General features: G+C 44.6%; 8 protein-coding genes. All 8 read left to right on the forward strand.

Going from position 1 to position 7258, the window contains the following annotated elements; all coding sequences use genetic code 11:
• Window positions 1–30 precede the first annotated feature (30 nt).
• A complete protein-coding gene (gene argC / locus ACO1R6_RS15415; protein ID WP_486265836.1) occupies window positions 31–1035 on the forward strand; it encodes an N-acetyl-gamma-glutamyl-phosphate reductase in 1005 nt (334 codons plus the stop codon).
• 53 nt (window positions 1036–1088) lie between these two features.
• Window positions 1089–1448 carry a four helix bundle protein gene (locus ACO1R6_RS15420; protein WP_486265837.1) on the forward strand — a complete coding sequence of 120 codons (360 nt, stop codon included), beginning with the start codon at window positions 1089–1091 and terminating at the stop codon, window positions 1446–1448.
• A 33-nt stretch (window positions 1449–1481) separates the two neighbouring features.
• Window positions 1482–2621 (forward strand): aspartate aminotransferase family protein, encoded by a 1140-nt coding sequence (locus ACO1R6_RS15425; RefSeq protein WP_486265838.1) that lies wholly within the window; start codon window positions 1482–1484, stop codon window positions 2619–2621.
• A 2-nt stretch (window positions 2622–2623) separates the two neighbouring features.
• Complete coding sequence (locus ACO1R6_RS15430) at window positions 2624–3577, forward strand: Rossmann-fold NAD(P)-binding domain-containing protein (protein ID WP_486265839.1); 954 nt, start codon at window positions 2624–2626, stop codon at window positions 3575–3577.
• Between the two features lie 7 nt (window positions 3578–3584).
• A complete protein-coding gene (gene argB, locus ACO1R6_RS15435; RefSeq protein WP_486265841.1) occupies window positions 3585–4391 on the forward strand; it encodes an acetylglutamate kinase in 807 nt (268 codons plus the stop codon).
• A 72-nt stretch (window positions 4392–4463) separates the two neighbouring features.
• Entirely contained in the window at window positions 4464–5282 is an 819-nt protein-coding gene (gene proC / locus ACO1R6_RS15440; protein ID WP_486265842.1) for a pyrroline-5-carboxylate reductase, read from the forward strand.
• A gap of 15 nt (window positions 5283–5297) precedes the next feature.
• Entirely contained in the window at window positions 5298–6416 is a 1119-nt protein-coding gene (locus ACO1R6_RS15445; protein WP_486265843.1) for a M20 family metallo-hydrolase, read from the forward strand.
• Window positions 6417–6725: 309 nt separating this feature from the next.
• Window positions 6726–7258: lyase family protein (locus ACO1R6_RS15450; RefSeq protein ID WP_486265844.1), on the forward strand; the 533-nt coding region annotated here is incomplete at its 3' end.

Raw genomic sequence — 7258 nt, forward strand, 5'->3', positions numbered from 1 at the left:
GTAACCAAACCATGATTTACCAGAAAGTAAATGAGCGCTAACCAAACCTCCGACCAGAAAATTCGGGTTGGCATTGTTGGTGGTGCGGGCTATACGGGCGGCGAACTCCTGCGCATTTTACTACAGCATTCTAATACCGAAATAAGTTTTATCCATAGCTCTAGCAACGGCGGCCGTCCGGTTTACGAAGTCCATACCGACTTGCTCGGCGAAACTGAACTGACTTTCAGCACCGAATATTCCGATGCGGTAGATGTGGTATTTCTATGCGTAGGCCACGGCGCGGCTAAAAAATTCTTAGAAGGACAAAAATTTCCGGCAGCGGTTAAAATTATTGACTTAAGCCAGGATTTCCGCTTAGCCCCTACCGCTGATTTAGATGACCGCACGTTTGTGTACGGTTTACCAGAGTTACAGAAAGAAGCTATTGTTAACGCCAAAAATATTGCTAATCCGGGCTGTTTTGCTACCTGTATTCAGTTGGCTTTATTGCCATTGGCCAGCCAAAACAAACTAGATGCGCCGGTGCATATTAGCGGTATTACCGGCTCTACCGGTGCCGGCCAGAGCTTAACCGAAACCAGCCACTTTAGCTGGCGCGACAGCAATATTTCGACTTATAAATTATTTAACCACCAGCACCTGCACGAAATCAGGCAAAGCTTAGGTCAGTTACAAACCGCTGAAATCCCGGCCATTAACTTTGTGCCTTACCGGGGCAATTTTACCCGCGGAATATTAATTACGGCTTATTTACAGAGCGATTTAACGCTAGAGGAAGCCAGGGCGCTGTATACTAATTATTACGAACCGCATCCTTTTGTTCATTTATCGGCCGTTAACCCGCATTTAAAGCAGGTAGTTAATACCAATAAATGTATTCTGCACGTGGACAAAGTGGGCGATCAACTGGTCATTATCAGTGTGATTGATAATCTGGTAAAAGGTGCTTCCGGCCAGGCGGTACAAAACATGAACCTCATTTTTGGTTTAGCCGAAACGGCTGGTTTGCATTTGAAACCTTCAGGATTTTGATTTAAGTTTTACGTATTACGTTGTACGTTTTACGTTTACTTAATCAAAGATCTATGCAGAATTATAAGAGCTTAAAAGTTTGGCAGGATGCGCATCAATTGACTCTAAGTGTTTATCAAAAGTCAAAAGGCTTTCCAAAAGAAGAAATATACGGTTTAACCAGCCAGATTAGGCGAGCCTGTATTTCAATACCAAATAATATTGCGGAAGGCTGCGGCAGAAACACCAACCTGGATTTTGCGCATTTTCTGCAAATATCTTTAGGCTCAACCAATGAAGTTGATTATTTGCTTTTACTTGCTAAAGATTTAAGTTATTTGCCCTTCGAAGAATATTTAGAGTTAGAAGAACAACTAAATAAAATTAGGGCCAAGCTAATAAACCTGATACAGCAAGTGCGAAAAAAATCGTAGAACGTAACACGTACCACGTACAACCTAAAAAACATGAAACTTTTCGACGTTTATCCCCTTTTCGACATCACGCCGGTAAAAGCCGCAGGCTCTTACGTGTGGGATGAGAAAGGCACAAAATATTTGGATTTATACGGCGGGCACGCGGTAATTTCCATTGGCCACAGCCACCCCCACTATGTACAAAAACTAACGGAACAGCTAAACCAGATTGGATTTTACTCCAATTCCGTTAAAATTCCGCAGCAGCAGGAATTAGCCGATAAATTAGGAGAACAATGCGGTTACCCCGATTACAGTTTGTTCCTGATAAATTCCGGCGCCGAAGCGAACGAAAATGCCCTGAAAGCCGCCTCGTTTTACAATGGCCGCAAAAAGGTAATTTCGTTTAGCAAATCTTTCCATGGCCGTACTTCGGCCGGTGTGGCAGCTACCGACGATAAATCGATCCAAGCGCCCATTAACAAAGGGCACGAGGTGTTGTTTTTGCCTCTGAATGATGCTGCTGCGCTCCAGCAGGTGCAGAATCCGGAAGAATATTGTGCAGTTATTATTGAAGGCATTCAGGGGATTGGCGGCGTTTATACACCAACTGCTGAATTCCTGACCCAGATTCGCGCGTTCTGCGACCAGCACAATATTATTTTAATTCTCGATGAAATTCAATCGGGTTATGGCCGTTCCGGTAAATTCTTTGCGCACCAATATTCCGAAGTTAAAGCCGATATTATTACCATGGCCAAAGCCATGGGCAACGGTTTCCCGGTAGGGGGCATTTTATTAAGTCCTAAATTTGAGGCAAAATACGGCATGCTGGGCACTACTTTTGGCGGTAACTACCTGGCGTGTGCGGCTAGTATTGCGGTACTAGATGTATTAAAAGACGAGAACCTGGTAGAGAATGCGGCAGAAGTTGGTAATTATTTGATCGATAAGTTACGCCAGACCGAAGGTGTGTTGGAAGTACGCGGCCAAGGCTTAATGATAGGCGTAGAAATGCCGTATCCGGTAGCAGATTTGCGGAAAGAACTTTTAAACAAATACAAAATATTTACCGGTTCGGCTTCAAATAAAAATACCTTGCGTATTCTGCCGGCTCTGAACTTAAAAAAAGAAGAAGCCGATGTTTTCCTCGAAGCTTTTTCTAATATTTTAGCCAAGTCCTTAGTATAAGCATGAAATTATTTACGTCTGTTAACGATGTTTCCGACCTGAACGGGTTGGTGCAGGAAGCTTTAACTTTAAAGCAAAATCCGTTTGCCCATAAACAATTGGGCCAAAACAAAACTTTAGGCTTAATATTCCTGAACCCCAGTCTGCGCACCCGCCTGAGCACCCAAAAAGCGGCTTTAAATTTGGGCATGGAGGTAATTGTAATGAATATTGACAAGGAAGGCTGGGCGCTGGAAACCCGCGATGGCGTAATCATGAACGGCACTACCGTGGAGCACATCCGGGAAGCGGCCGGCGTAATGGGCGAATATTTCGATATTCTGGGCATCCGCTCCTTCCCAGGTCTGCAAAGCCGTGAAGACGATTACAGCGAAGATATTCTGAATAAATTTATTAAGTTTTCCGGTTTGCCTTTGGTAAGCCTGGAATCGGGCACGCGCCACCCGCTACAAAGTTTAACCGATTTAATTACCATAACCGAGCACGCGCCGCAAGGCCGCCGACCGAAAGTGGTATTAACCTGGGCACCCCACGTGAAAGCTTTGCCACAAGCGGTACCTAATTCTTTTGCCGAATGGATGTGTAAAGCCGACGTAGATTTTACCATAACACACCCCGAAGGCTACGAACTGGATCCGCAGTTTACCCAAGGCGCAACCATTACCTACAACCAGGAAGAAGCCTTGCAGGACGCGGATTTTATTTACGTGAAAAACTGGTCATCGTACCAGGATTATGGTAAAGTAATTACCACCGACCCCAGCTGGATGCTAACCCGCGACCGCTTAGGAATTACCAATAGCGCCAAAGTAATGGACTGTTTGCCGGTGCGCCGCGATATGGAATTAGGAGCCGATATTCTGGACAGTCCGGATTCATTAGTAATAAAAGAAGCCGGTAACCGGGTGTGGGCCGCGCAGGTGGTTTTAAAAAGAATGCTGGAATCTAACTTTTAAGCCGTTGATGAAAAATACGCTGCAGGTAATAAAAATTGGTGGCAACATCATCGACAACGAAGCCAAATTAGATTCTTTTTTAAAAGACTTTGCCCAAATAACCGGACCCAAAATATTGGTACACGGCGGCGGTAAAATTGCCACCGAAGTAAGCAAAGGCCTGGGCATTGAAGCCCGTATGGTAGATGGCCGGCGGATAACTGATGCCGAAACTTTACGCGTGGTAACCATGGTATACGGCGGCTTGGTAAACAAAAATATTGTAGCCAAACTGCAGGCCAACGGCTGTAACGCTTTGGGTTTAACCGGTGCCGATGCCAACATTATTCCGGCTACCAAACGCCCGGTGAAAGAAATAGATTACGGGTTTGTGGGCGATATTGCCGAAGACGCCATTCCGGCAGAAACCTTACAGCTTTTACTCGAAAATAATTTAACGCCCGTAATTGCCCCGCTTACCCACGACGGACAAGGTAATTTATTAAATACCAACGCCGATACCATTGCCTCTGCCCTGGCGGTAGCCTTGTCGGCTTACTTTAATACGCGGCTTACTTATTGTTTTGAGAAGAAAGGTGTTCTTTCGGATATAAACGACGACAATTCGGTTATTCACCAAATTACCAAGCCCCAATACGCTGCTTTAAAAAACGATGGCACCATTGCGCAAGGTATGATACCTAAGTTAGATAATGCCTTTAAAGCCATAGATGCCGGCGTTACGTCGGTTTTAATTTGCCACGCCGATGAAGTGCTGAATATTCTGCAGAAAAACGAAACGGCCGGCACCGAATTGATTCTGGCTGAAAAATAAATATTTTAATCCATCTGAAAAGTTTTTGCCTTTCTACTTTAATCCTAGTATAAATAATTAATTCTAGTAGTAATGAATACTAATAACGAATCAATCGCCATATTAGGCGGGGGCAATATCGGTCTATCTTTAGCCAAAGGATTAGTAAAATCCGGCAAATACGAGCCTGGCCAGATAATTATTACCCGGCGCAACTTACGGGCCATTGCCGACCTGGCTGAACAAGGTTACCAAATTACCGACGACAATGTAAAAGCGGTTCGGTTCGCGAATATTGTGGTACTAGCCGTGTTGCCGCAGCAATTAAATATTTTGTTAGATAATATTAAAGAGGTTGTAGAGCCGGCTAAGCATTTATTGATTTCGGTAGCTTCCGGCGTAAATGTAAGCGATATTACCAACCGTTTGGGCAAAACAGTAGAAGTAGTGCGGGCCATGCCCAATACCGCCATTGCCATTCAGGAATCCATGACTTGTATTGCCTCCCAGAATGCTTCATCTGAAAATATAACTAAAGTAAAAGAGCTGTTCGATACAGTTGGCGAAACCATCGAAATTCACGAAGAACTTATGACTTCGGCCACGGCGCTTTGTGCCTGCGGTATTGCTTTTTTCTTGCGGGCCATCCGGGCGGCTTCGCAAGGCGGCATTGAAATTGGTTTTCACGCGGCCGAAGCCTTGCACATGGCGGCGCAAACGGCTAAAGGGGCGGCTGCGCTTTTACTGGTTAACAACAGCCATCCCGAAAACGAAATTGATAAAGTAACTTCGCCCAAAGGCTGTACCATTGCCGGCTTAAACGAAATGGAGCATTCTGGTTTTAGCTCCGCCTTGATTAAAGGAATTCGGCAATCTTCGATAAAAGCAGGCAACCTTTACGTAAACGATTAATTTCCGGAATATTTAATGGGAGTACTTAAAAGCAAATATTCTAAGCCAGATAATATTTTGACAGAAAATCAGGGAATAGCTTTTCTTTACCAGGAAGCATTGACTTTGTTAAAAGATTTAATTGCTGCGCCTTCGTTTAGCCGCGAAGAAAACCAATCAGCTGATCTGATAAATAATTTCTTGGTTCGCCGCGGTGTGCCTACCCAACGGCAATTAAATAATATTTGGGCTTTCAACCAGCATTATAATCCGGCGTTACCCACCATACTCCTGAACTCGCACCACGATACGGTAAAACCCAATAAAGGCTGGACCAAAGATCCTTTTTTTCCTTTGGAAGAAGACGGCAAATTATTTGGTTTGGGCAGCAACGATGCCGGGGGCTGTCTGGTGGCGCTAATTGCTACTTTCCTGTATTTTTATCCGAAAAAAGACCTGGCTTATAACTTGGTTTTAGCTGCTACTGCCGAAGAAGAAATTTCGGGGCGGAATGGCATTGAACGTATCTGGCCCGATTTAGGCAATATTCAGTTTGCCCTGGTAGGCGAACCAACCGAAATGCACTTAGCCGTGGCCGAAAAAGGGTTAATGGTTTTAGATTGTGTTACTACCGGCAAATCTGGTCATGCAGCCCGCGAAGAAGGGGAAAATGCTATTTATAAAGCTTTGCCGGATATAAACTGGTTTCAAACTTTCCAGTTTCCGAAAGTATCAGAATATTTAGGTCCGGTAAAAATGAGTGTAACCGTTATTCAGGCGGGTACGCAGCACAACGTAGTACCTGATCGCTGCAACTTTACCGTAGATGTGCGGGTAACCGATAGCTACACCAACGAAGAAGTATTAGAAATAATACGACAGCATGTGGCCGCAGAAGTTACACCACGTTCTACCCGGTTGCGGTCGTCCAGCATCGATAAAAGCAGTAAAATAGTACAGGCCGGCCTGGCCCTTGGCCGCAAAACTTACGGCTCCCCTACCACTTCGGATCAGGCTTTAATTCCGGTAGCATCTTTAAAAATGGGCCCCGGCGACTCGGCCCGCTCCCACACCGCAGACGAATTTATTTATTTCCGGGAGTTAGAAGAAGGCATCCAGCTATATATACAATTGTTAAGTCAGGTGGTATTTTAGGTTGCATGTTGGATGTATTACGTGATACGTACCCATATTAGCATAAATAAAAGAACCATTATTTAACTAACTTGCCTTCTCATTAGAGTTATAAGCATAGAACCTGTTAGAATATCAAGCTTGGGAAATAATTTAACTCTAGCTGTAGGGACCCAGGAAAGAAAAAGAAAAAGCAAAGGCTAATAGATTGGCGGTGATAACACCACCAATGGCGGCAGATATTTGGCTTTTTCACGATATACTAAACAGCTTCATTAACTAAAACCCATTACTTACCACGTAAAACGTAATACGTACAACCGCAACAACATGAAACTCTGGCAAAAAGCAACGGCAGTAAAGCAGGAAGTAGAAGAATTTACCGTTGGCAAAGACCGCGAACTAGATTTATTACTGGCTCCTTTTGATGTGCTGGGCTCTTTGGCGCACACCCGCATGTTGCAGTCGATTGACTTGATGACCGCCGAGGACCTGGAACTGGTACAGCAAGAGTTAAAAAATATTTACCGGGAAATTCAGGCCGGAAAGTTTACCATTGAGGAGGGCGTGGAAGATGTGCATTCGCAGGTAGAGTTACTCCTTACCCGCCGCATTGGCGAAGCCGGAAAAAAAATACACAGCGGCCGCTCGCGCAACGACCAGGTTTTATTAGACCTTAAATTATTTATTCGCAGCCAGATTCAGGAAACAGTAGATGGTATAAAAGCACTGTTCGACCAATTGATTTCGCTCAGCGAAGAGCATAAAGATAAACTGCTGCCTGGTTATACGCACCTACAAATTGCCATGCCATCGTCGTTTGGTTTGTGGTTTGGCGCTTACGCCGAGAGTTTGGTAGATGA

It is taken from the genome of Adhaeribacter sp. (assembly GCF_057359045.1).